The following is a 21349-nucleotide window of genomic DNA, read 5'->3' as shown; positions in this document are numbered from 1 at the left end:
TGCCCTGTCGGCGAAATTGTCGTGCAGCGAAGGCTGCAATTAAGTGCCGAAGGTCCGGCGAATGAAAACGTCGAGCGAGGCTCATCGCTGCCATGCAGAGAAAAGCGGGTGAATTGAGGTGGAGTGCCGATCGGCGCCGGCGGCGTTGTCTGGCGTCGAGTACAGGCCGAAGGGGCATGTACTCGATCCAGGATCAGTTGTCGAAGGTCAGGCCGCCATCGTTTCAGCAATCACAAAGATATGTGCTTGCCAGAAATCGGCAGATGGCAGCTGGCGTACAAGCTCGCAAATGCGAGAGTCGGTAGGCGTCAGAACCTCGATGTAGCCTTTCTTGTGGATTGCACTGTGCAGGTAGAGCACGTCAGCGAGCGTCAGATCGTTGTACTGCTCGACGATGCCTGCGACGCAATCGTGAGCGTCCAGCACTTCCTGCATGAAGCGGGCGGCCGGACCATGAACGGCTTCACGCAATGCCTCGCCGCGCAGCGCTGTCATGATCTTCTCGCGCAGATCTGGCTCGAGGGAGCCAAGCTCCGCGGTGCCGAGCGGGAGCTCGACCTGGGCGTCGTTTGCAGGAAGCTTGCCGACCAGCTGCTCGAGCAGATTGGCCAGCAAGGAAACCTTGTCGGACAGCGTGGTGATAGCTTCCAGCGCCATCGTTGACTGTGCGTCCAGGTCTTCGGGATCGACGCTCGCCCCGCTTATGAGATTGAGTGCGACCAGGCGGTTCCAGATGTGGCTGTGGAAGTCGCTGCAGGATGTTGTCATGGTGTGCTCCGGTGATTTTTACGCGGAGCCACCCTCGCGGGTGGCCCGCAAGGGTGTGTAACTGCGTGATTGTTTAAGGTGCTATACGGCGCCTGCAGGGGCCATGAGCGCTGCTTAGCGCATGCTCAGGGTCATCTGCGCGGTGACGGTCGAGACCGAGCCGCCGCGGCTTGGGTCATACGGCAAGAAGGCTTCGTATTGGTCGCCTTGATACGCGTAGGTGACGCGGTAGCTGCTCACTTGTTGTTCGACGCGCTGGACCCAGCGGCAGGCCTGCTGGGGCTGGCTGTAACGCTGCGTCAGGCGGTCGCCGCTCATGGCTCCGGTAACGGCACCAATTGCGGTTGCAGCCAGGCGGCCATTACCGTCGCCGACACGGCTGCCGAGCAGTGCACCGGCGATGCCGCCGATGACGGTGCCGGCGTTCATTGGGGAGACCTGTTGCGGCTGGATGCTCTGGGCGACGTCGCAGATTTGCACCTGCTGGACGCGGTCCGCGTAGACCGGGGTGACGCTGACGATCGTGGCGGTCACTTCCTTTGCGCTTACGTTAACTGCAGCGACCAGTGCGAGGGCGATGATTGCGATTGCTTTTTTCATGGTGATTCCTTTTCGATGGGATGTATGGCCTGCGGAGTGCAAGCGGTTGCGGTTTTGATGCTGAAGATGGTCAGACTTCTGGAAGGTCCATCCATTCGGTTGGCTCTTCGTCGTCGAGGCCAGGCGATGCGATAAACGCCTGTTCACGCACGTTCCAGATCATCACGAACGGGCGCTTCATGCCCGGGTCGCGACCCAGGATGTAGCGATCCTTGGGCGCCGTGGAGATGGGCCTCCAGCGAAGTGCTTCCACCAGTTCGGTGTACGTGGGCAGAAGGACGTTGTTGAGGAAGGCGTCAGCCATGGCGATTGCTTCCCGCTTCGCGTCACACGCAACAGGAACGTCGGCCAGCAGGGAGCCGTACTTGCGGGCCGCTGCACGGACCTTCAGAGAGGCCAGATCGCCCTTCAACGACGAGTGGGCATGCGCTGGGAATCCAAATACTACGTGCACACCAACCACGTCATGGTCGGTCACATGGGTCTGGATCCACTCCATCACTTTCGGAGACTCGAACGTCAAGTCACCGAGCCAGTAAATGAAGACACTTCCGTCCTGCGTACCAGGGTATTCAGTAACGAGGATGTCGCCTGTTCGATCGGTTGGCCAGTTGCCTGACCAATCCGCTGGCGCGGACAGCCGGATCGCGTGAACCTTTCCATCGTTTGCCGTGACCGTGTGCTGACTTTTCGGGGTGACAGGGTGTGTCATTGGTATATCCGTAATGAGAAATGCCCCACTGTGTGCGGGGCATTGATTGTTGGCGTTGGCCAGCGGGGTGGGCTGGCGGTTTGATAGGCTGGGTAGTCGCTTAAGCTGCAAGCAGCTCGACACGAACTTGCTTACGCTCGAACGGGGAGCCGCCGAGCTTGCGAACGACAGTCACCTGGTGCGCGGTTTTCGCTTCAACGACGACGTTTCGCGGAGCGTTCACGTCATAGTCGAACAGCTTCGACATATCGTTGCTCCAGCGTTCGTAGACGCGACGGCTCTTAGCAGCTTCAGCTGCCTCGAGGTAGATCCCGTCGACTTGCTGGCGCAGTTCAGCGTTGAGACGCTGACGCATCTGGCGGCTGCTCTGCTGCTTGATCGAGCCGGCATTCAAGCCATTCTCACGGCGAAATGCCAGTGCGATAGCCAGGGCACCGTTCGAACGGACTGCTGCGTTGATGGTTTTCATGTGCGAATCTCCGAGAAATGGAGGGATCCGCACCCCAATCGGGAGCGAATCCCGATGGGCTTTTTGATAGGGCTGCGAGGACGCAGCCTAAGGTGTATGCCGAAAGTCCGGCGTAGAAAAGCTTTGAGCAGCGCTCATCTGTCTAGGACAGAGAAGCGTTAAGGGTGGTGACATTTCCGCAGAGCGTTCCTCAATAATACATGAGTTTCCTGCAAGAAAATAGCGGTCGGTATACCGATTGCGACACGACCAATCCAGAAGGATAGCCGTGCCGCGTCGGGGTTGTTAAGTCTCCTAGCTGTTGAGGTCAGAACACTACTTCGCTCGGTGCGTCACCGCATTTTGGCGGCGCAGTTTCTTCGTCGTGGTAGACCAACACACCGCGAGCAAAAGCGCGGTGGCCGTAGACCGTGACCAACTCAGCCCAGCGAACAGGCCTGTTTTCCGTGTCCACGAACAGGTGCCAACGTCGTGGATCGAACCGAATCTCTACCCCGTCGAGGGATGGCTCTGGATCGTCAACGAGGTGGCCATCGCACGACGCCATTGGGAACTTGGATACCTCCCCGCTGGCGATTTTCGAGCGGCCTGGCTGCGAGACATTGAAGTAACAGCCGGCCAGTACAACGGCCGATTGATACCAGATCGACTCACCGTTGTATAAGCCTGCACCTTCCTTGTAACGACCAGACCGGTTCCCCTTGTGGATGGTCTGGACCGCGATCTTCTGCGACTTGAACAGGTTCAGGTTTAGCCGAACCCCGACGAGATCCCCGTGGGCGGGCCGCCGGCCCTTGGCGAGAACGCGGGCACAGGTCTTGTCGGCTGCGAGTGCTCGAGCGACGGTCTCGTCGTCGATCATCACGCGGGCGTTCATCGCAGTTCCAATGACGGTTGCGCCGCGCTTACCATTGCCCCTTCGGCGCCGGTGGAGGCGGCCTTGTGTTTCTGCCTCGCCTCAACGACGTAATCGGGCATCTCGTCGCCATCATCGTAAGCCTCGTTTGCCCAGATAGTCAGGCACGCGTCGCAGACCTCCTTGCGAAACTCTGGCGCGTGCAGTGGCGCATAGATGCCGTGAACGCTGCGATTACCATCGTCGCGTGCGGCGCCGCAGAAGCGGCGGCCCGCATGCAGGCCCGTTTCCGAGAGGTGTACAACCTGGCGCGGTGCAGTGGGTGCAACGATGGTGAAGTGGTCGCGGAAGAAGTATCCGCCGACCATGTGCGAACGGCCGTGGTCGTTCTTCAACACCATCATTGTTTCGGTAGCCGAGTCCACGGTGTACGTGCGTCCGGCCGTAAAAGTAACTTCGCTGGTTTCGTACATCACGACCGATTTAATGCAGTTGAGGGTAGCGCCTGGCGTGCAGGCTGCGAGTTCTTCGCGGGTGAATCCGTTTGTCAGCATGGGGTCTTCCTTGTCGAAATAGCGCCAGCTCGGCGCGTGAATTTTTTTTGTTAATGCATCAGAAGGTTGCCGATGTCGGCAGATGAATTCGTGAGCTGGCGTCGATCGTTCGACGTAAGCCGTAGGCTTGAGAAAGCCCCCTCCTCCGCCTGGCGGCGGAGGGGTGAGCATCGGTTATGCTGCGAGAGCAGCGCCGTTGTTTGAAGAGCGTGCAGGCCGGAACGTCACGACGGCGGAGCGAACCGAATGATGCGCGTCGTGGCGAAGCGCGTGCTGCGCTTCCGCGTCGCACTTATCGAAGCTTTCGTTGGCGATATGGAAGCGGCCCAAACGGTCCAGGGCCTGTATATCGGCCAGCGTAATGACGGGCTTGCTTTGCAGGGCCTTTACGTCGAGTGCGCGGAGGCGGTATAGCTCCGCGGCTTCGTCGGGATTAGGATAGCGGCCGTCAAGCGACCCGGAGAAGGTTTTTGCTAGTCCAGTCATGGCGCCGCTCTTACAGCCCGTCGATCAGATCGGCGAGGAAGCAGTCCACCTTGTGATGGGCTTGTACGGAAGCGCGGTTTGCCGGGGTATCGAGACCCTTCCAGGTATGCCAAGTCTCCTTGGCGTCGTCGCCTTCCAGCATGGCGGACAGCTTCGACTTCACGTCGCGCTTGGCTACCTTGAGGACATCGTTGGTAGCGCACATTGCCATGATCGCGGCGATCACCGTCTCGTCGTTCAGCTGAACCGGATTGGCCAGGATCTCTGCCTTCTTTGCGTTGAACTGGGCCTGCGTGATCGACCCGAACTGGAGCGAATAGCCTTCCCCGACGATGAGCGCGTCCTTCAGCATATCCTGAGCTTCAGGGATGGCGAAGAACAGCTCCAGTTGCTTGCGGATCTGCTGCAAGTCCGCTTTCGGGCTTTGCAGGTAGCGGATCTCGTCATCGCCGCCGAAGCCTCCGTTGCTGGCGTGGGCGAGCTTCTGGGTGCCGTACGCCAGCGTAGCTTCCCAGCATGCGCCGTCGTCCGTGCCAATGCTTCTGCTGCCAACGATTTTGAAGCCGGCAGCTTTGATGGCGCGGGCGATGTTAAATGCTTTTTTGAGGGACATGGATTTTCCTTGGGTAAAGGGGACCACGCCCCACCGGGCGAAGTCACCCTGGGGTAAAAAAGGTTTGCAGGTAAAGAAAGTTTGCTGGTCGGCTCAGGCTTGCGTTATGCGTTCGCGCCGACAATCGTTGGGGTCTGTGCCGCCGCTTGGCGTGCGAAGAATTCGCGTACACGAGTGCGGTGCAGCCAACACAGACTGATCGCGCGTTGTGGGCCGCCGATGTGCGCGATCGCTTCCGAGCCCATGAACTGGCGGCCGTAGGTGATCATGCAGAAGACAGCATTCTCAGCCTCGCGGGAGGTCAGGTTACAGACGGTGACGAGTGCGCGGAGCAGCTTCGGGAAGCGGGTCCTGATTTCTGCTGCGTCCGGATACAGCTCGCAGCTTGCGAACAGCTCCAGGCGTAGTTTTCCCTTCTTGTCGAGACCGGGTTTGCTGAGCAGGACGTGTTCGGTGTCGACGCCATCAATGCGCCATGCTTCGTGGCGGAAGATGACGGTGCGGCCGATGTAATCGCGGGGATCGCGGTTTCTGAGTTTCATGGTGTGTTCTCCGGTTGATGCGGACACACCACCCGAGCGGATGATGAATCCGCAAGGCGAAATTTTGAAAGCAAGCTGGCGCCTGCTGGGAACGTACGGCCGCGATGCGGCTTGGAAAATCGGGGAGTTTGATGAACTCGCCGCTGCTTGGGCAGCACGGGCAAGTTACTTGGGACTGGCAATGCCGCGGAGCGACAAATGTAATTCTACATGGCAATTCGACCAGGTACAACGTGTGGTTGGATTGCCGCTCGCTGCCGGCGCCGAAGCGCCGGAATACGGGCGTGAGTTAGAGGACGCGGATTTCGTCGAGCGGCTTCCCGCCTTCAGTCCATTCCTTTACCCACTTCGGCTGCCGGCCACGCCCGGACCACTTCAGGGATTCGTCTTGCGGATGTTTGAAGCGAACTGGCGCGGTACCGCTCGCTCCCTTCTTGATCCCCTTCCCTGCGCCTCCAAGCAGCTGGTCCAGGGGAACGCCAACGCTTTGAGCAATAGCGAGGATCTGGTCCCGGGCCTTGTTGATCTCGTCCGCTTCACGCAGCTTGATTTCTATTTCAACCTGCTTGAGTAGGTTGCGCATATCTGCGATAGATAGATTGGAAAGGTCAGTCATTAGTTTCTTTTCCTTTGCAGTCAAAGTACCTGCTTTAATCGTGTTGTGGGTCGATGCGCGCTTACTTTACGCGGATGAACTGGAAGTTCCCGGCGAAGGTAGAGACGAAAAGCTCATCCTTATCCTCTATGTGTGTCACTGTGCCGGTCACTGGTCCGTTTGGGTAGTTGAGCACGCCATCCTTGATGGTCGCAGGAACAGAGCCGGTATTCGTTTGCCCATTGGGCTTTGTCGTGGTCATATCCATAACGAAGCCATCACCATTTCGCTTGATTTCCATCATCGTATCTGGCCGATCCTTGCCCTGCCATTTACCGATGAACTTCTCGCCCGGCTTACCAGAACAGCCAGAAAGAACCACTGCTACAGCGATAGCCGCCGCAACTACTCCCCGCATTACCTGTCGTCTATTCATGCTCATAAAGTTTGTTTTTAAGATGCTCAGATTAATCAGCTTGATTGCGAATTCCACATCGGAGTACTGAGTTGCCTTGCTTCAGCATCGCATTCTCGCGCACACTGCCGCGTTGCGCAACGATAGTTCGGGTGATGGCGTGCCAACTGGTGAAGTTCGCCGACCAGGGTGCTGAGTGCAACCTACCTAACAGTTCTAATAGTTACGGGCGAAAAAAAAGCCCACCGATTAAGGTGGGCTGATTCGTACACTGAGAGATGTCAGGATTTGTCGAAATGGTTCAGCTCCGTTTGCCGGCCGGCTGCGAAAGGATGGCGGTAGCGGCAAGAACTGCGCTTGTTGACTGGGCCAACATGGACTTCATGGATGCCCTGTGCTTCCGAATTGTCGATTTGTTTTTGCTCCATTATTTCTGCAACTCGATCGCCCTCCCAAGAAATTATGGTTTGGTCGAATGCCTTTTCTGGGTTGAGGTCCGCTCGTCCGGTTTTGCGGACGTTCCCGTTGCTACCGCCACTTGTGCGAATCAGCGCAACAGAGTGCTCACCATGCCGGCGAGCGAGCTTCACTCGATAGACAGCCTCGATTTCGGGCACGCTGGCCAGCGCCAGGCCGAGGAGTGCAAATTCCCCCTGCTTTGTCCCGATCGCGCGGAAAGGACAGCCATAGAAGACCTGGAAGCCTTCCTTTGCCTGGCCGTCCAAAACGTCGTCCACGATCCAGAAGCCCTCGAACGCTGTCTCAGGCGCCGGACGACCGTTGGAGCTATCGCTCCAGCCCTTCGACCACAGTGCGCGCTTGAATGGGTCCGCGGCGTACGGATTGGCTGCAAAGGCGATGCCCTCACCTTGCGCTTGAAAGCCTTCCCAGTTGACGGCCACGATGTGGGGTTTTTCATTGAAATGCATTTGCGCCTCCAGTTACTTGTTGCTCATGTAGAGGACGATGGCACCGGCTTCCTTGCGGAGATAGAGGCCGTGGCCATTAATCGCGTCATGGTGGGATGCGAGGATTGCCCATCCCTGTGCTACGAAGTCACGCTGGCGCGAGCGAATGAGCGTTTCGCGCATGCCGCCCGGCTGGTTTAGACGATCGGGTTTGTAGTAGCGATCCATGGCGGCGCTGATGGTGTCGACTTGCTCGAGGCGGCTCAGGTAGTCGACCTGCAGCCAGCGTGGCCAATCAGCGGTCACCTGGTCGCCCAGGCTTCGCTGGATTGCCTTGTCGTGGACGATTACTGCGCGGCGGCCGGCTTCTTCTTCGCTTTCGCCAGGACGGGTGCCGGTGACGTAGACCGCCTCGTGCTGCGTGTCCTGCTTGCCCGACTGGATGAGTGCGGATGCGATGGCGCTGGTTTGTTCCGACAGCTTGCTGTTCGTCATAGTAGTCATGCTTTTCCTTGTTGCGGCCGATGGTGCTGGCCTATTGCGGTTGATCCCTTGAGGGGAATGAATGCCGAAGTCCGGCTGAGAAAAAGCGACGTTCTTGCGAACTTGCCGGCGCTGCCGCGCGGGAAAGTTACTTGGAGAGGAAATGCCCGGCTTCTGTCGAAGACCGGGCGGTTGTAGAAGAATCAGTCCAGCTGAATGGGCATCCGGCGCAGCAGATTCGTTTCCAGAGAGTGGAAGCCGCCCTCGATCCGGGGAGCGTGATCGTGCAGCCACTTAGCGGCCAGGTCGCCGCGCAATGCGCGTTCGATCTTGGCTAAGAGTTCCAGGTCGCCTGAAACGATAGACAGGTTATGGTTGATTGGAAGAGTGTTCGGCTGGACCCAGATGGCTCTCGGCGTCTTTGCGATCCGCGGGACCATGAGCGTGACCTGAGAAAGGTCGCGAGCATGAAACCGCTCTGGCGGGCACCAGTAGACACCCTTCTTGCCGGCTTCGGCCATGAGGTGCATCGTTGCGTCCAGATGCGCCATCACCGCGTCACAGGGCCGGTGGTCAGGATGCGTGCGGATCGCGTAGCGTTTCAGCGGGCCGAGCTTATCGCCGTCCACGATGTCGTCGATATCAACCGCATGCACCAGTGCTTCAAGAGGAATGCCCCGGGCAGCAGCCTGCTCTGGCGTAACCGTAAAAACTCCCTCGGTACCTAGCCAGGAACCCAGGCGCACTTGCGCTAATTCCTGAAGTGTAGGCAGGCCTGCGTACTCGGTCTCGTCGACACCAGGATAGATCGGCTCCTTTGTGAGTGGAACGGCGCCAGTTGGACTCATGACGAGCAATAGGGGATGGACCCGCGCGGGTGTTCCCTTGCGCCTCTGTTTGGGCCTGAAGAATGCCGTTGTTGCATCGAGTCTTTCCACGTGTTCGATACCCAGGCGGGTGCCAAGGGCCTCACGCAGCGCACCGGCCGTCGAGTTAATCAAGATTCTATCGGCCACAACTACGCCAATTTTTCCGCCATCGAACAGGGTACGGGCGGCGCGGTCCAAGAAGCCATGGGCGAGGTCCGCCGAAGCGTATTTCGGCACATGCCCTGCATACTCATCCCTCAGAATTTGGGGGATATTCGCAGCTCTTATGTAGGGTGGATTTCCGCAGTGGTAGTGCCATCGGGCTTCGGTCGGCGCTTCGGTCAGGAAGTCCTTGTTGTGGATGATCTGCTCTGCGATTTTGGCTGCTACACCCGCTGTTCGGCCAAAAGAGATCAAGACCGATGCAACGCGCGCTCTTGCCTGCGCACAGGCGAATGGGTGCAGTTCCCAGCCCTCGAGGTGGTGCGGCAGCTCGCTGTCGGTGAAGACGCGGGCAGCCAATGCCCTGGTCAGCGCGATGGCGATGAAGGCACCCGCACCGCAAGAGGCGTCGATCATGCGGCCCCTGTCGTGAGGCCAGTCCAGATGGTCGAGCAGCTGCTCGACCACAGCATCTGCCGTGTAGTAGTTCGTTGCGTTGTGCAGTTGGTCGATGGCTTCGATACGTGCCGCGTCGTGGTCGTTCTCGGCGAACAAAAGAAGGTTGTTGTTGTCGTCCATGGGAGTTGTCAGGTGGCGCCGGCGCGAGGATCGCAGCGGCAGAGGTTCGAGACAATGCCGGTGTCGGCATAAGGAACGTTTGAGCTGATGCTCACGCCTGGTGCACAGGCGTGAGGAAGCAGATTGCAGATCAGAGACGCACTGCCAGCCCAAGTGGGCCGGCAGTGGATCAACATCACGATTGATTGTCAGGGTTCTTCATCACGACGACGTCGGGGATGGTGACAACGACAGTAGTCAGCGCATAGTGCTCGAGGAAGGCCTGCCCGGTTTGGTTCAGTCGATTCCGCAACGGATCGCCTGCAGCGATTCCGAGCGAATCAGCTACCGCATCGACTGCCTTCGCATACTGCTTTGCGAATGAGACGTTTTCAAGGCGGAGGCTGAAGCCCTTGCCGCGCCAAAGCCGAACGTGAATCAGGGCCGGGTCAGCACCGCGTGCTGGCCGGAACGTGACGCCACGGACAAGACCATTAGGAAGTAGCGCTTTGGGCGCAGCGAGCTTCGACTTGCCGTTGGACGGCTTCGACTTTTCCGCATTGCCGTCATCGATCGGGAACGCAGCATCCTCAATCGCCTTCAGCTCGCCCTGCTTTTGAAACTGGAACGGGAGCGTGCGTAGCCCATAGTGTTCCAGGAACGCTGGGCCGGTCTTCTCCATCTCGTTGCGGATTGGATCGTCTTGAGCGATTGCGTGGAAGTCGGCGATCATGTCGATCGCCCTGCGGTACTGTCGGGAGAAGCTGGCGTTCTTCAGCGTGAGCGCAGTGCCATGCGCGGATCCCACAGAGACGCGCAAAGTGTTTGGACGCTGCCCAGCTGCCTTGGCGAATGCAAGGTGGCGTACAAGCTTCTTATCGCCTCGCATGACGAACACCTTCGACTCGATCTCAAAGTCTGCGCGATTTGTGTGGTCGGTTGTTTCGGCCGGTTCGCCCGTCATGTCGCATTCCCTCCAAAAACGGCGGAAGGAATGAAGATGCTACCGAACGCCGGCGGGGCGTCGGGGAACAGGCTGTTTGCCGCACTTAATGGGATTGCTGGGGAGGGAAGGACGAGATTTGGCAGTGTTGGACCTGCGCCCACCTGGTCGACCTCTTCTTGCGAAAGCTCGCGCATGATTGTTGTGCTCCTTGCGATTTTTGCCGTAGGACGGCGTTGAAAAATCGTCGAGCAGGTGCTCGCAGCTGCCGTAAGCAGGTGCGAAAACTAACTTTTGCGGGCGCATGAAAATTCAGCCGGATGGTCGGCTGAGAACAGATAGTCGAGAGGGTAAGGCAGGCGCCAAAGAATCCATGTGGGCGGATTCAGGCATTCAAGAGCGTCGTATGGATGATGCTGGACGCGGTCGGGACATTGCCGCAGTGCGGTGGCGAAATTGTACCTGAGCTTTGCTCAAAAAGCACTACGGCATATCTGGCCGGGGATCGGCGTCAGTGATAAAGCCTACTCGCCTCAGTAGCGCCTGACATCTGCGTCGAGTAGCTCACTCTCCTGGTATCGAAGCGGTGTGAATCGACGCTTGATCATGGCCCTACCCTCCGATAATGAACATCTTAGAGCTCAGGTCGAAGGCCGCGGCCACCAGTGCGGGATGCTTGCTAGCCTCGGCATGCGGCGCCGCCGCGTCCCAATCGTTGAACAGGACGGCTTGCTCGACACGCGGGCCGTATCCACGTTTGATCAGTGCGGGTGTTTCTTCCAGCTGGACGAGGAACTCATCACGCTCGCGCAGCCAAACTACAAAGCCGACGAAGTTCGCTTCGGGAGGTACAGCATGTTCCTTGCGCAGATCGTCAATGTCGATCGGGGTTCTGCCCTCGCGGCGCTTTAACTTCGCCTGCTCTTCTCGTTCTGTCTTCGTGCCGCGGTCTTTTGCCTGTCCCATTCAAATCTCCTGGTGATGATCTAATGCGTTCCGATCTCGCCTTCCAGCGCCAAGCGGCAGCCTGCACGCTTTAGTACCGGCCCCCAATCCGCGACGGCGTAGACAGCACCGGTCTTCTCGATTGCGACGCCGGTTTGCTCCTGGGCGCGGGAGATCAAGCTGGTGACCGATTTCTTGTCCAAGCCGGTGAGCTCACTTATTCGTACAAGCGTGGCAGGCTTGAGTAGGTCGATGGCCCCCAACACCATCAGCATGCGGCGCACGTCGCGTATCGGATATTGTGGGGCTTGGGTCATGGAACCAGCTCGGTTTCGGTAACCCGAGCATTATACGAGCCTTGTGGCACTCAGCTTCCCTGCCCGGCGCTCATTGCCGGTCTGTGCTCACGCAACCTGCAAACCGAACGTTCCAGCATTGTGCTGTTCGCTTTCGCGTTATTTCGTCGACTTCGAGGCCACTCACGCGGGCCTCGCCATTTTTGCACCACAGTAGCTTGGCTTCATACAGGGGAGGCAGAACATCATTCCCATCCGGCGCCTGCAGCCTGGCAGTGGCGACAGTGCGACGAAACTCACTACTCGGGCATTCATCGAACGAGAAAGATCCTTCATAGACGGTTTGCGGGAATGCGAGTCGATGCCTTGCGAGAGGTCTGCCGCCCGCTTCAAACAGAAGTGAAACCGAATCAGCCATACGTATCTACCCGAACAGGCCGTGCAAGAACCAGCGCGGTTCATTCTCGCCGGCGGCACTCATGATCCGCTCGCGATACACATAAAACAGTTCGTGCCCCTGCCCTTCGGCGATGAAGTAGTCACGCGCAGCGGTAGCATCCCACCATGCCGCCTCTACCCGTTCGGGCCCCTGCACCATCCGCAGTGGACTGCCGTAGAAAGGCCGGTTATGGCGCACTAGCAGTGGAATCGGCGTCGCAAGTAGCCACGTAGGTCGGAGCAGGCTTTTGATATCCGGCGGCAGCTGCTTGGCTATGTCGACGTCGCGGATCTTCTCTTGGACTGACACCCATGCATTCGCGACCTCAGGGCGATGGTCGGCCACGGGTTTTGACCGACGCACCTTATCCGCGCCTATGCGCGAGACCAGAAGTTCCAGCATGCGCACTTGGTCCTCTTCGCTACCCCCGGGTTCGGGAAAAAGCGATTCGCTCGGTGGTTCCATGGCCTGCAGTTGATCGACCTGGAGCGCCAATCCAATGACCGGAGCTTCGAGGTCGAGTTTACCGAGTCGCTCTTTCATCAACCGAATGATGTGATCGCCGTCCCATACTGGCTCGGCGAGAGTGATTTCAACCGCCGTTGGCGGTCGGGCTGTCCTCCCTCTTTCGTGGTCCAGTTTTAGCGTTACCCGCTCGGCTGCCATATGCTTTGCTACCAGCCAGCCCGTCAGCTGCAGCACCAGGCGCTGCGCCCCCGCGAGCAGCAGCTCGGCATTCTCGATCCGCCCGAACAGTTCCAGCTTGGCCTCGAACGTCTCGGCCGGCACCACCCATTCAAAGAACTCAGGGGCGGTACCGAACGCATGGTCGAGGATGTCGAGTAGAGGACGCCCACACCGGCGCTGCAGCCCTGGACGCGGAAGGCGGCGCAGGTCTGCGATCGTCTCGCAGCCGATCCCCTCGAACCATGCCGAGAAAGGGCGGACCGGAGGCACGACCAAAGCCGGCAGGACGTTGAGACGGCGCGTCATTGTCGCCGTTTTGACGGTTCGGCCACCACCGCATCTGGCCAGGATCCAGGCGCCACGTGCTGTGGGGGCGCAGCTGAGGTGGACCGAGAAGCCGAGCCTGCGCATATCGGCCTGCACGCGCCTGCAAAGCGCGCGTATGCCACGGAAAAGCCGGAGTGAGGCCCCGATATCGACCACCAGGGAAGATTCCTCTGCTAGGGCGACAAGTGGGCTGTATTGAAGCAGCGCCAGGGCGACCGCCTGCAGCGCTTCATCCTCGCTCGCGGACGATCGTTCATAGATCTTGGCATCCGGGGCGAGCATGAGGACGCCACCGCGACGCATTCCGGGTTTGACGCCGGCGGCACGCGCGGCGCGAGACATAACGAGTACGCGCTCCTGCTCGAGGACGACACTGACGCCGTCACTCGACCAGTTCGGCTCGAAGACTTCCAGCGACAACAGGCGAAGGTGCAGGCCGATCCAAAGACGCATGACGATGAACGAAAGAAGGGGATAATGGAAGAAAGAGACTTGCGTCGAGCTGTGCTCCCTTCCGTTTTAGGATCGTGACGTCGAGCCCGCCAACGGCAGGCCGGAGCGCCAATCGTAGTGGCGCCGGTGACGAATCTTGGGCGGCCGCCAGTGGCCTCAGCAAAAAACAAAGACCTTGGTTCTCTTGGCACGCCAAGTTGAGGCGCCTGATGGACTCGCTTCGGGCATGCGCTTGCCAAAGCATCACTGCTGAGCAAGCTCCCGTTTTGAGCGCTTGCTCAGTAGCCCAAAGTGCGTCAGCTGTACGGTCTGGTTGGACCCATATAATCTGCGACGGGTTTAGGCCCATGGCCGCCAGTGCGAGAGCGTTAGGAGTGTGCGGCGGCTGGATGAGCATTATCGGCCGCGTGCCGGCATGAGCGAAGACTTTTTCCATCAGACGCATCTCGCCCAAGCCAGCACTTTGCACATGAAGTTCGGTGAGTGAACTCGTTGGCCAGCCGCCACCTGGCAACTGCGCATTCAGAATGGGGTGGCCAGTGTCAACGCATCTTGTGCTACCGCGGGCCAGCTGCGAGGCTCGCCAGAGCGATGGATGAATTGCTTCCGGCGAGTTGTTGTCGTGAGGCATCTAGCAGAATTCATAATACTGTATGGGCATACAGTAAAACGTCTGTGAGCTTTTGACAAGTCCGATGCGTCAAATCGGATCGCTGAGCGCTGATTGAGCCTTGAGAAAACCAATGTGTTGTAGCTATGAAGCAACAATCAGGATGAGAACGCGGCGACAGTGCTCCGCGAGATGAGCCGACCCGGAGTCGCGAGCAAGGATTGATCAGCAATCTGCTGAGCATGACCTGCATGCGGGCCACAAGTACTGAAGGGTCTTTACTCGATTGGAGCGCGTTCGACCTGGTAGAGGTTGTATCGCTCGATTTCGTCGGACAGCTCAAGCTCCGCCCCATTACCGTACAAGTAGTAGAACTCTGAAATCGCCAGGTCGAGCATGGCTCGTGCTTGAGTGCGCGCGTCAAACTCAACGACATCATCTCCCACGGCGTTCATGTGCTTGGAGCGGTTCTTGGCGTGGTTGACGATGTCTCTGATGTCCTTATCGGTCGAAGGTTCGCCCCCTTCGTTCAGGAACTTGGAAATTCGTACTGCCCCTTTGACGAGAGAAGTGTGCGCTGAGTCGGCGCCGGTCCGTTCCACGAATTTTCCCAGCAGTTCCTGGGCGGCGCCAGCCAAGTGTAGCGCTGAGAAATACGAATCGCCTCGAAAGTATAATTCGATCGCTCTCCCCAGGTACTCCGCAGCGACTGTTAGCTTGCTGATGGTCATGTGTGGTCTCGTATACTCTGGCAGGCAGAGGATTACTGGCCTGTGCCTTCGGCCTTGCGCCGTCGCGCTTCGTCCACACGCATGAGCTCGATTGCGTCAAGCGCGTCGCGCAGCCGCCGGGCTACCCGCGGCGTTACGAACATATCGACTACGTCGGCTTGTGCGTAATGCGTGCGGCTTGGGCCGATTGCCTCGATTCCACTCCCCCCGCCGCCGGTCTCGAACAACATCACGTCGTTCGGGCCGCCATTGTCGTTCAGCGAATAGCCATGAAGCTCGCTCGCTGAGTTGACGTTGTAAATATGTCCATCCTCGCACCAGTCCTTAGTATCGATGCACCAGACCTTTTCTAGCAGGCTTTCAAGGTAGCGGCCTGCGCTCTCGCCCGATTTCACCTCGAAGAATACAATGCGCTCTTCGAGCGCCTCGCCTGCCATTTGTCTCGGCAGGCTAACGATTGCTCGATAAAGCCGACCATTGCCGGCTAAGGTGACGGGCTGTCGCAGATAGTTCACAGGCTGGTTCATAACTCTGTTCCTGGTCGCGGTAGGTATGCCGGCGGCTGGCCGGAAAAGGGCTTACTCATTTTCGCCTATTTATTCGCCTGAGTGAGCACGTCATCAAGCATGACAGGCAAAGGGACATATTGTCCGTTCGCCGCTCCATACGCGATATGCTCACGCTGTACGTCGCGCAGGTGTTCAAAGGCGTTGGAGACGGCATTAGACCAGTGCGATCCTCGCTGTAAGAGATCGGCTGGAATTGTCATAAGACGTTGTTCTAAGATGGTTAAGGCGCTCATGAAGTCGTGTCCCGTTACCAGCGGCAACCACTCTGTACCGCTGATGTATTCGACCGCCGAAATCATGTCGCTGTCTCCAGCACTCGTTGAGTCTCTGACGTCATCGAGCTGATGCTCTGCAGGCGCCAAGCCGGCCCACACGCCTTTACCGTAGCGATCATCCCAAGATTGGAAGACGAAGCTGCGGTTCGTCACTAGGTCGTTGATTCGTTCAAACATATACTTTCTCTTTACAACTCAACTATGTTCGCTTGGTCGGCACCGGCTGATCGAATTGCGACCGCGGCCCAAACAAGGATCACGAGTGCTGCCATCGTGGAGCCCTTCCACCAATTTGAAGCTACGAATTCTACCCAACCGAACATCACGACCCACCCTGCGTCCAGAATCATTGAAAGTACTATCCACCGAATAAACCATTGTCCAGATTTCTTCAATGTGTATCCTCCCCGTTCATTCTTCTCTGAGTCATCGTGGCCAAGGAACTGGAGTGGTGAGTGTGATGTCGTGTTGCCGACTGGTCTCGACAACGGCGACTAGGCGTGCCTTCAGCGCACTGACCGCTGCAACCCGTTCCTCTTTCTCCAGTTGCCCGGCATGCGAAAGCAATTTGCGAACGGCTCCGAGCCAGTGCTGCTCATGTACAACGGCTATTGTAAAACGATGCGTGCTGCTGGCCAGGAATGCCAGGAACGTTGCCCCGTCACGAATTTCATCCCATAGTACAACCGCGTTAATTTTGTTTTCGGCGAACAGGTGGTTCGGCACATACATGGCGTCGGAAAGTGCTATGGATGGCATGCTGCTTCTCTTGGCCAACTGCTCCGTCAACGCTCTCGCTACCGTGGACTTACCTGACGCGATCGCGCCAGTCACCAGCACTAGACCGCCTGCCAGCGGTGCTGCCAGGAGGGCATCAACGGCGAGGTCAAGCGCGGTCGGCAGTCGGGTTTCGTTGTCCGTCATCGTTTTCCTAGCTCAGTTGAACGTCGAGGGGCCAGAGGAAGTAAGGGCCAAACCGAGACTTCGCGATGTATTCGATGCCGGCCTGTTCGCCCTTCGCCGTAGGGCCGTACTTGTTGTCGCCCAAGGCCTCGACGTACCCGGCGGTGGCCGCTCGTTCGAGCACCTGAGCTGTCTTCAGGCCGAGTTTCTGCCCAAGCTTGGATGTCGTGAGCTTCCCGGCATCTGCGCCATCCTCATCGGCGGCTGCTCCTTCCAGCTCACTTGGCACGCGCTCCAGTGAAATGCGTACTTCGTCGCTGATGCGAATGATGCGCTGCGCTTCTTCGTAAGCATCCTTGTAAAGCTGGGCGTCTTCCGACCGTCGAATCAGAATCCCCATTTCATTATTGTTAACCTGGCTGAATTCGTACAGGTTTAAGCTGGTGATAATGCACAGCTCTTCGCTTAAATAGCATTTGGCGTGGAGGTTCTTGCAGAAGCTCGTCCGCACATATGGGAGACTGCGCAGCCACTCGATTTCGGCGGGCTGCAACTCGCTTTTGCCGTACACAATCCGCACATCGATCTTGAGCCGGTCCTTGTCGACTAATAGCTCCTTGATTCTGTCGTTAAGCTTCAGGAACGGGCTTATCAAAATCACCCGATCTTTTGCGTCCTTGATCAGCTCTTCAAGAAAATAGTTAGTGCCACTCGTATTCAGGAATTTCGCCATAATCCGCGCTTATCGTTCAACTTGGGCAGCACTATGCCGACCTCTCAATGCCATAGCCGCGTCGAGCGCGGCGTGGGTACTGCTGGGCCTTATCCTATGGTTGTGCCTTAAGGTGTAACCCATTTCGCCGAGCGTACTGTTCAAGCTCTTCCGGCTTCATTGAAAGTCCAACTGCAGTTGGTGACCATCCGGCCAGCTGAGTGAGCTTCGCCACTTCTTCGTTTGTAACAGGCTTTTCGCTTTGGTAACGGGCCATTAGCTCGCTCACCTTTGTCGAGAGATATATCTGCGACCCTACCGTGTAGCAGAGCCATGTAGATAGGATGCCAACGCCGATCGGAAGCCACATCTTATTCAAACCGCGCATAGGAAGACGCTGTATGCGCGACCGGATGAATTCGCTTAACCAGAATACGGTCGGCGTGGCCAAGGCCAGAACAATTAACACGATGTAATAAGGTTTCATTGAATTTTTTCTTTCTTTATGTTCGGGCCGCAGCCTCTTCCAGTACTTCTAGTGCTTCTTCGCCGGCCAGAGTTGGCACCAGGTCAAACTCCGGCGACCAGATAGTGCTGTGGTCACGAACGAAGAGAAAACCTGCTGCCTCGAGCTCACGTGCTGCAGCGGAGAGTGCCTTACGCTTCACCCCCGTGTGCTCAACGCAGTCCGCCAGCAACCTGCGCGCGGCGCCGCCAAGTGTCCTGAGTATATCCGCGGACCCTTGGGCGGCTTCGAGAGACTCATGTGCGATCAGAAGCATGCTGCAGTTCCTACAACGGGTTTGGTTTGCTCGTTAATATCGGCTCTATTGTCGAGCCGGCACCACGCAGACTCTCTCAATGCCGCTGCCCCGTTATGCGGGGCAATGGGTACTGCTGGGCCATTTTCTTGACTTCTAGCTGAGCAAGTTTCCTGAGATCCACCAAGCCATCGGGAAGGTGATTGCAGCGGTAATGGCCCACTTCGGCCGTTTCAGGTTCATCCAGAGGTGAACAATGATCCCCGCCAGGGTCATGGCCGTAACTCCCGTGATGATGGTTCCCAGTGTCATGTTTTTCCTGTCCTGTTAGGTGGACTGCGCACCGGTGGCGAGTCCGCGGATTGTCGCGGCGTGCTTGTCGGCAGCTGTTCCTTCCGGCTCAATGGGCACCCGTTCCAGCGAGATACGCACCTCATCGCTGATGCGGATGATGGGCTCGGCTTGCTGCATAGACGACATCTCATCGACGCCTGTCTCGTCCACCATTTGCTTATTTCACACGACGATATTCGAGCGATCCGCTTATAGTTGGCATTAGCAAAATATCACTATCCTTGCGGTAGCCAATGTCTGCCGTACCCATGCCGGTGGAGAACTGCAGTACTCCGTCTTTGTACGTAGCGGTCCGGAGTTTCGTTTCGGCTCCCTTGCCGAAGAGGGACGGTGCGGTGTTCTTTATGAGGAAGTTATCACCATTACGCTCGATTTCAGCTGTCCGGTTTTCGTACTTCACCGACTGCCATTTGCCGATAAACTCATTGCCCGCCGGCGAGCAAGCAGACAACGTTGCCACTACCGCCAAGCAAGCCAGGCGGTTCAAAATTCTAGACATTTTTACTACTCCAGATAACGCAACGGCTCTTGCCTGATGCATATATAACTCTTCCGATCTAGTTGCCGAGGTACTTAAGCAATGACACACCGCCGAATTAGTTTTTATGACCCTAGCACGCGTTTAACTTCTTCATTATGTGCTTTGCAAAGCAGGTCGAATTCTTCAGCGTCCTGCGACGCCAAACTAAATAGCAACTCCATACTGTCGATGCGTTTCGTATGCGCGAAGGACGCGATCTCATCGAGCGTTCGAGCAGCACGGAGTTTTTCTAAGCTGGTCTCCATGAACTCGGCATCCGACTGCGTAAGTGCTTCGATACGCTTCCGCGCTTCCGCGCCGTCTACCGAAGCGAGAAACATTTCACGTGCCCGGTTCAGTTGTTCTTCTGTGAGCTTTGGCATTTTCTTTTCTTAAAGTTCCAAGGGCTGATTGTCGAGGCGGCTCAGCTGACCCAGCAAGGCGTCCTGTCGGTCCATGATATATAACCAGTCGGTGTTACTAGGATCTGCCAGGTTTGCATGCGCCATTGTTTTCGTCTGCTCAGCAATCGCGGCCAACTCGGCATGAATTGCGCGAAGTGCTGCGTAGTGGTCCTTCAGTTTCATAGTATTCTCGTTGAAGATCTTGACCGTTGTAAACGTCAACCCTTAGGGCAGAACGCTTGGAACATTGCGAGCTGGTTGCCCACGATCTCGTCAATTGGCACTGTGAACATGTGCTTGCCGTCTTTATATTGCGCGACGAATTCCTGGGCGCGCCTTTTGTCTTCGGCCATCAAACGTTGGTCCCCGACCGATGCAGTTACAGCACCTGAACATTCGAATTCGGTAAGAGTTTTTTCAGCACGAATAAGTGCCTCATCGGGAGGTTGGGAGCAACCTGCTAAGAATGTGGCCAGCAGGACAGAAAGCAGCATATTCGATATCATTTTCTTCTTAAGCAAACCCCGGCTACCGGCCGATGCGGGTGCCAGTCGGCACTAGGTTGTTCTCCGCTATGGTTTCGCAACGTCGCCCTTGCGGTCAACGATTGCGATGTCGGTGTCATCGCCCTGAAGGCGAAAAGTAAATCCGGCCCGCCATTCCAGCCTGGTGCCCATTGCGTCGATCCAGTTGCCGGCGTCGCCTTTAGCACGGAAGCCACGGTCGAAATGCGTCGTCGCTCCGCGGCGCACGAACCAGCGGCAGCGAGTTTGCTTGGGTACTTCGCCGAAGCTAAAAGGTTTAATCGTCATTCTGCCTTTTCCGTTCATTTTGTCGAGGATGCTACCTACCCGATCTGTAGGTTCAACTCGGGAAGACTACTATGGAGTTCTACGTGCAACGTTTGTAGATACACCTCGATTAGCGGCACAAGATGTGGTTGGGAAACCGTGATGACTCCCAGGCTGATGTGTCCGTCCTCGATCTCTGCACGCAGAATTGGGCAAGATGTCTTTGATCCGAATTGATTGTTGGGGAAACGACGGCGCCCTGACGGTAGTAGCTTCGGAGTCTGCATATGGTGCCAAACACGGTTGTGCAAGTTACTTTTCCCCGCCTTGCCGATGTATACCACGTTACCAGCGCTTGAACTGAAGAGGTACACCCCGCTCAGGCAGCCAACCCCATCCCCTGAGATCAACATACCGATCCGGGCCGGGTCTGACCAATCTCCAATAGAACACCTGTCGCCGCCAAAGTGAAACGACAACGACACGCTGTCGAACAGATCCGGCAATGCCCTAGAGAGGTCGGTTACAGCCGTGCAGGCTTCGTCAAAACGCATAGCATTTCCGGTATGTCTGATCAGTGTGGAATGGTGCCGAGGTATTGGTACGACAACGCCCCGCAAGCCAATACGGCGCCGGCTGCTGCAACCCGGTAGCATTTGGCCGCACCTTCGTCATTACTGGTTACGCCACCGCGAATGCCGAGGCCTCCAAAAATCGCTGCAACAACTAGGCCAAGCCACATCAAAATTTCCATATTCTTTTCCGTCAGAAGTTTGGGTGCCTGCGGACCTTACACGCCACCTCGTAGAGCTTGGTGCATGCGGTGAAAACCCCGACGCCTCCAATTACTCTCATCATGTAGTAATGGGCCTCAAGCATCTCAGGCGTTATTCCAGATTGGGCAGCTCTCGCAACGTCTGGACCATCAAAAAGACCGCACAGACTTGCAATGCTTATACTGAGGATGGCGAGGCTGACTACCAGGTGGAAAGCGGAGAGGTGAACAGCGTAGAACACCGCGCGAGCGCAGCGTTCCAGA

Annotated in this window: 35 protein-coding genes; all 35 read right to left on the bottom strand. The window is 57.4% G+C overall.

Annotated features, from left to right (window positions below):
- Positions 1 to 207 precede the first annotated feature (207 nt).
- Positions 208 to 768 carry a hypothetical protein gene (locus ACSQ25_RS24290; RefSeq protein ID WP_436108319.1) on the bottom strand — a complete coding sequence of 187 codons (561 nt, stop codon included), beginning with the start codon at positions 766 to 768 and terminating at the stop codon, positions 208 to 210.
- Between the two features lie 114 nt (positions 769 to 882).
- Positions 883 to 1368, bottom strand: coding sequence for a glycine zipper 2TM domain-containing protein (locus ACSQ25_RS24285; RefSeq protein WP_436108318.1), 486 nt, complete (start codon positions 1366 to 1368; stop codon positions 883 to 885).
- Between the two features lie 70 nt (positions 1369 to 1438).
- Positions 1439 to 2080, bottom strand: coding sequence for a hypothetical protein (locus ACSQ25_RS24280; protein ID WP_436108317.1), 642 nt, complete (start codon positions 2078 to 2080; stop codon positions 1439 to 1441).
- 100 nt (positions 2081 to 2180) lie between these two features.
- Complete coding sequence (locus ACSQ25_RS24275; RefSeq protein WP_436108316.1) at positions 2181 to 2549, bottom strand: hypothetical protein; 369 nt, start codon at positions 2547 to 2549, stop codon at positions 2181 to 2183.
- Between the two features lie 307 nt (positions 2550 to 2856).
- A complete protein-coding gene (locus ACSQ25_RS24270) occupies positions 2857 to 3426 on the bottom strand; it encodes a hypothetical protein (RefSeq protein ID WP_436108315.1) in 570 nt (189 codons plus the stop codon).
- Positions 3423 to 4130, bottom strand: a complete 708-nt coding sequence (locus ACSQ25_RS24265; RefSeq protein ID WP_436108314.1) for a hypothetical protein — start codon at positions 4128 to 4130, stop codon at positions 3423 to 3425. Before ACSQ25_RS24265 ends, ACSQ25_RS24270 begins: the two co-directional genes overlap by 4 nt.
- Before the next feature lie 3 nt (positions 4131 to 4133).
- Positions 4134 to 4445 carry a hypothetical protein gene (locus ACSQ25_RS24260; protein ID WP_436108313.1) on the bottom strand — a complete coding sequence of 104 codons (312 nt, stop codon included), beginning with the start codon at positions 4443 to 4445 and terminating at the stop codon, positions 4134 to 4136.
- Between the two features lie 10 nt (positions 4446 to 4455).
- The gene (locus ACSQ25_RS24255) at positions 4456 to 5058 is read right to left on the bottom strand and encodes a hypothetical protein (protein WP_436108312.1); all 603 of its coding nucleotides are present in this window, start codon (positions 5056 to 5058) and stop codon (positions 4456 to 4458) included.
- Positions 5059 to 5162: 104 nt separating this feature from the next.
- Positions 5163 to 5600: a hypothetical protein gene (locus ACSQ25_RS24250; protein ID WP_436108311.1), complete on the bottom strand. Its 438-nt coding sequence runs from the start codon at positions 5598 to 5600 to the stop codon at positions 5163 to 5165.
- 289 nt (positions 5601 to 5889) lie between these two features.
- Positions 5890 to 6183 (bottom strand): H-NS histone family protein, encoded by a 294-nt coding sequence (locus ACSQ25_RS24245; protein ID WP_436108462.1) that lies wholly within the window; start codon positions 6181 to 6183, stop codon positions 5890 to 5892.
- A 94-nt stretch (positions 6184 to 6277) separates the two neighbouring features.
- On the bottom strand, positions 6278 to 6688 hold the full coding sequence (locus ACSQ25_RS24240) for a hypothetical protein (protein WP_436108310.1): 411 nt from the start codon (positions 6686 to 6688) through the stop codon (positions 6278 to 6280).
- A 203-nt stretch (positions 6689 to 6891) separates the two neighbouring features.
- A complete protein-coding gene (locus tag ACSQ25_RS24235; protein WP_436108309.1) occupies positions 6892 to 7539 on the bottom strand; it encodes a hypothetical protein in 648 nt (215 codons plus the stop codon).
- 12 nt (positions 7540 to 7551) lie between these two features.
- Positions 7552 to 8022 carry a hypothetical protein gene (locus ACSQ25_RS24230; protein WP_436108308.1) on the bottom strand — a complete coding sequence of 157 codons (471 nt, stop codon included), beginning with the start codon at positions 8020 to 8022 and terminating at the stop codon, positions 7552 to 7554.
- 182 nt (positions 8023 to 8204) lie between these two features.
- A complete protein-coding gene (locus ACSQ25_RS24225; RefSeq protein WP_436108307.1) occupies positions 8205 to 9611 on the bottom strand; it encodes an Eco57I restriction-modification methylase domain-containing protein in 1407 nt (468 codons plus the stop codon).
- Between the two features lie 175 nt (positions 9612 to 9786).
- Positions 9787 to 10554, bottom strand: coding sequence for a hypothetical protein (locus ACSQ25_RS24220; protein ID WP_436108306.1), 768 nt, complete (start codon positions 10552 to 10554; stop codon positions 9787 to 9789).
- 591 nt (positions 10555 to 11145) lie between these two features.
- Entirely contained in the window at positions 11146 to 11499 is a 354-nt protein-coding gene (locus tag ACSQ25_RS24215; RefSeq protein WP_436108305.1) for a hypothetical protein, read from the bottom strand.
- Between the two features lie 20 nt (positions 11500 to 11519).
- Positions 11520 to 11795, bottom strand: coding sequence for a hypothetical protein (locus ACSQ25_RS24210; protein ID WP_436108304.1), 276 nt, complete (start codon positions 11793 to 11795; stop codon positions 11520 to 11522).
- 403 nt (positions 11796 to 12198) lie between these two features.
- The gene (locus ACSQ25_RS24205; RefSeq protein WP_436108303.1) at positions 12199 to 13680 is read right to left on the bottom strand and encodes a Y-family DNA polymerase; all 1482 of its coding nucleotides are present in this window, start codon (positions 13678 to 13680) and stop codon (positions 12199 to 12201) included.
- Complete coding sequence (imuA, locus tag ACSQ25_RS24200) at positions 13610 to 14311, bottom strand: translesion DNA synthesis-associated protein ImuA (protein WP_436108302.1); 702 nt, start codon at positions 14309 to 14311, stop codon at positions 13610 to 13612. The genes ACSQ25_RS24205 and imuA overlap by 71 nt, the downstream gene beginning before the upstream one ends.
- Before the next feature lie 257 nt (positions 14312 to 14568).
- Positions 14569 to 15021 carry a hypothetical protein gene (locus tag ACSQ25_RS24195; protein ID WP_436108301.1) on the bottom strand — a complete coding sequence of 151 codons (453 nt, stop codon included), beginning with the start codon at positions 15019 to 15021 and terminating at the stop codon, positions 14569 to 14571.
- Between the two features lie 32 nt (positions 15022 to 15053).
- Positions 15054 to 15548: a hypothetical protein gene (locus tag ACSQ25_RS24190; RefSeq protein ID WP_436108300.1), complete on the bottom strand. Its 495-nt coding sequence runs from the start codon at positions 15546 to 15548 to the stop codon at positions 15054 to 15056.
- A gap of 65 nt (positions 15549 to 15613) precedes the next feature.
- Entirely contained in the window at positions 15614 to 16042 is a 429-nt protein-coding gene (locus ACSQ25_RS24185; protein WP_436108299.1) for a hypothetical protein, read from the bottom strand.
- 249 nt (positions 16043 to 16291) lie between these two features.
- Positions 16292 to 16789, bottom strand: coding sequence for a hypothetical protein (locus ACSQ25_RS24180; protein ID WP_436108298.1), 498 nt, complete (start codon positions 16787 to 16789; stop codon positions 16292 to 16294).
- Positions 16790 to 16796: 7 nt separating this feature from the next.
- Positions 16797 to 17501 (bottom strand): phospholipase D family protein, encoded by a 705-nt coding sequence (locus ACSQ25_RS24175; protein ID WP_436108297.1) that lies wholly within the window; start codon positions 17499 to 17501, stop codon positions 16797 to 16799.
- Between the two features lie 94 nt (positions 17502 to 17595).
- Positions 17596 to 17967: a hypothetical protein gene (locus tag ACSQ25_RS24170; protein ID WP_436108296.1), complete on the bottom strand. Its 372-nt coding sequence runs from the start codon at positions 17965 to 17967 to the stop codon at positions 17596 to 17598.
- 16 nt (positions 17968 to 17983) lie between these two features.
- Positions 17984 to 18262, bottom strand: a complete 279-nt coding sequence (locus ACSQ25_RS24165; protein ID WP_436108295.1) for a hypothetical protein — start codon at positions 18260 to 18262, stop codon at positions 17984 to 17986.
- A 135-nt stretch (positions 18263 to 18397) separates the two neighbouring features.
- Complete coding sequence (locus ACSQ25_RS24160) at positions 18398 to 18553, bottom strand: hypothetical protein (RefSeq protein WP_436108294.1); 156 nt, start codon at positions 18551 to 18553, stop codon at positions 18398 to 18400.
- A gap of 15 nt (positions 18554 to 18568) precedes the next feature.
- The gene (locus ACSQ25_RS24155) at positions 18569 to 18748 is read right to left on the bottom strand and encodes a hypothetical protein (RefSeq protein WP_436108293.1); all 180 of its coding nucleotides are present in this window, start codon (positions 18746 to 18748) and stop codon (positions 18569 to 18571) included.
- A 4-nt stretch (positions 18749 to 18752) separates the two neighbouring features.
- Complete coding sequence (locus ACSQ25_RS24150; protein WP_436108292.1) at positions 18753 to 19136, bottom strand: DUF3876 domain-containing protein; 384 nt, start codon at positions 19134 to 19136, stop codon at positions 18753 to 18755.
- A gap of 62 nt (positions 19137 to 19198) precedes the next feature.
- Complete coding sequence (locus tag ACSQ25_RS24145; RefSeq protein ID WP_436108291.1) at positions 19199 to 19498, bottom strand: DUF6388 family protein; 300 nt, start codon at positions 19496 to 19498, stop codon at positions 19199 to 19201.
- A 9-nt stretch (positions 19499 to 19507) separates the two neighbouring features.
- Complete coding sequence (locus ACSQ25_RS24140) at positions 19508 to 19702, bottom strand: hypothetical protein (RefSeq protein ID WP_436108290.1); 195 nt, start codon at positions 19700 to 19702, stop codon at positions 19508 to 19510.
- 35 nt (positions 19703 to 19737) lie between these two features.
- Positions 19738 to 20013, bottom strand: coding sequence for a hypothetical protein (locus ACSQ25_RS24135; RefSeq protein WP_436108289.1), 276 nt, complete (start codon positions 20011 to 20013; stop codon positions 19738 to 19740).
- Between the two features lie 78 nt (positions 20014 to 20091).
- Positions 20092 to 20331 carry a hypothetical protein gene (locus tag ACSQ25_RS24130; protein WP_436108288.1) on the bottom strand — a complete coding sequence of 80 codons (240 nt, stop codon included), beginning with the start codon at positions 20329 to 20331 and terminating at the stop codon, positions 20092 to 20094.
- Between the two features lie 553 nt (positions 20332 to 20884).
- Complete coding sequence (locus ACSQ25_RS24125; protein ID WP_436108287.1) at positions 20885 to 21064, bottom strand: hypothetical protein; 180 nt, start codon at positions 21062 to 21064, stop codon at positions 20885 to 20887.
- An 11-nt stretch (positions 21065 to 21075) separates the two neighbouring features.
- Positions 21076 to 21349: hypothetical protein (locus ACSQ25_RS24120; RefSeq protein WP_436108286.1), on the bottom strand; the 274-nt coding region annotated here is incomplete at its 5' end.

The sequence above is a fragment of the Massilia sp. LjRoot122 genome, assembly GCF_964252725.1.
Lineage (GTDB): Bacteria > Pseudomonadota > Gammaproteobacteria > Burkholderiales > Burkholderiaceae_D > Telluria.
This window is presented reverse-complemented; position numbering and strand designations above follow the sequence as displayed.